The organism is Kocuria sp. ZOR0020 (assembly GCF_000800955.1).
Lineage (GTDB): Bacteria > Actinomycetota > Actinomycetes > Actinomycetales > Micrococcaceae > Kocuria > Kocuria subflava.
This window is the reverse complement of record NZ_JROX01000263.1, coordinates 1-2237: the sequence shown is the minus strand read 5'-3', so window position 1 is coordinate 2237 and position 2237 is coordinate 1. Positions and strand designations below refer to the sequence as shown.

Annotated in this window: 1 protein-coding gene and 1 pseudogene; both read right to left on the bottom strand. The window is 60.5% G+C overall.

Annotation, left to right across the window (positions count from 1 at the left end; translation table 11 throughout):
- A pseudogene (locus L979_RS12785) lies at positions 1–562 on the bottom strand (hypothetical protein); the annotation flags it as partial.
- A gap of 506 nt (positions 563–1068) precedes the next feature.
- The coding region (locus tag L979_RS12780; protein ID WP_047692591.1) for a hypothetical protein at positions 1069–2237 on the bottom strand (1169 nt) is incomplete at its 5' end.

Sequence of the window (2237 nt, the reverse complement as noted above, 5' to 3'; positions counted from 1 at the left end):
CTTCGTCGGTGGCTGGTGGGTTGAGGATCTCTGGGGCTTGATCGCCGAGGTGGTGTTCCACGGCTTCCCAGTAGGGGGTGATGTCTGCGTCTGCAGGGATGGGGGTGGTGATGGTGTGCTCCCGGGATTCGGCGGACGGTTCGGGGGATGCTTCAGCCGGTGCCGGTGCCGGTGTGGGTGTGGGTGTTGGCGCGGCCATGTTCGATGTGGCCGGTGTGGGTGTGGTGTTGCGGTGTTGGGCGATGGTGGCTGGGTCGGTGTCGGCGGGGAGGTAGATGGTGGGTACCGGGGGTGTGTAGGGCACGGCTGAGGGTGGTGCTGGTTGGTTGTTGATGGTGAAGCCGGTGAATCCTTTGGGGAGGATGACGACGGGGTCGGGTTCGAAGGTCTCGATTTGTTCGGGCATTCCGAGGTGGGCGCGTAGGAAGCGGGCGGTGGCTTCCATGTGGTGTTCGAATTGTTCTTGGCCCCATCCGAATGAGTTCGGGGCACCGGAAAGCCACGGCCACGTCGCACGTTCGATCTCCAGCAACAGGTTCTGCAGGGCCGACCCAGGCATCATGGACCACATGGAGCTGTCGTCGATAGCGTGTCCGTACCCCTGTGAATACTTGCCCCGTGGGTCAGTAGCTACGTGGTAGATGGTTCGTTCTAGGTCGTATCGTGATTTGACATGAAGGTTGAATAGTTCGGCGTATCCTGTGAGGTTGAGGCGTCGTGCGCTCCATTCGAGGAATGGTGTGTATGCTGACCATCCGGGGAATGTGGGGTAGGTTTTTGTGGTTTCGCGGATGAGAAAAGCTTCACAGAGGTGGCGGAGGGTGTCGCGGTAGCCGAATACGGCGGCTAGGGTGGTTAGGTGTTCGTAAAGCTGGTCCTCTTCTTTTTGGGACAGGCGTAGTTCTTTCTTGGCTCCTTTGCGGAGGTAGTCGTGAATGAGTTTGGGTGTTTCGGGTGGTAGAGAGTCCACTGCCTGGGCGACCAGTGTGTTGTATTGGGTTGTCAGTGTATTATTGAACATGGAATGACTACTCCTTGGGGTCGGCCTCGTTGGTCATTATGTGGTCTTTAGCCTGTCACCATGTTGATTTTTTGACCGGTTCCATCTCCGCGTTTGATTGCAACGTCCCAGGAATTCTTGATTCGCTGGCCTCTGATTTGTGCGCCAACGCTTCTGTTGACGCTACGGTCCAGCCATTGCATATTTGCTTGATGGTCGACGCCTCCGAGTTGGAGGTCGGTCTTGTGGTCCAGGTCGTACTTGGCGAGCATGGCCTTGCGTTGCCGCTCGGTGGCTGCCCGGAAATCGTCAGCATTGATGCCGTCGGGCAGCCCGAGTTTGATGGCTTCTTCAGGGTCCTTGATCATGGTTTTACGGAGATTGGGGCCGCGATCGGGCTTGGTGTACTCCAGGTTGCCCTTGGCGGCCTCGTCGTCCAGGTGTTTGACTTTGGCATCGTATTGAGTCTTTTGATGCGGGGTCCACTTTTCCTTGGGACGAAGGTTCAGCGTTTCGCCTTCTGGTGGTCGGCCAGCGGGGCCAGGCTTCCCGGCGTCGTTGCCCGGCCCATTGGGGCCCTTGCCGCCGGCGGCCGTGTCGGCTCCGTCCAAGGGCGTGGAGCCGGGGCCCGCATTGCGTCCGGACTGCGGGTCAAGAGGGGTGCCGGGGGATTCACTGACAGATGGGGCCCGGCTACCTGCCCGATCCGTGGCCTCCGGCAACGCGTGGGAGTGTGCATTGGATTTGGCGGTGTTGCGCTCAAAGGACTCCCGGAACGTGGTGACCGGTCCGGGGCGGGTGGCCTCTGGGCTCATGCGCGCCATCGTGTGGGCGTCCGGGACCCCGGCCAAGGCTGGGGAACGGCCCATACTGGGCAAACCTGGCATCTTGATGGCAGCCGTTGCATCGACAGCAGCGCTGGCGGCGTTGCGGGTGAACGTATCGAAGCGATTGATTGTGTTCACGGCGGCAGCGGCAGTCGGCATGACTTTGTCCAGAGTTTTAAACCCTGCATTGACCACCCCGGTACGGGCATCAGCGAATGCCCTGCCGTGAATGGCTTTGGAGTCCAGTAGGTATCCCTTGGTGCTGGAGGCGAGGTCGCCCACGGCAACCTTTGGATTCTTGGCCAGTGCTTTGGAGAAGTTGATGGCCCGGGCCCCGCCGGCGCGGCCTGCTTTGCCCGCCGCTGAGGCCATTTTCCCGGCTTTGCCGGCCACGCTGGTGCCTTTCATGG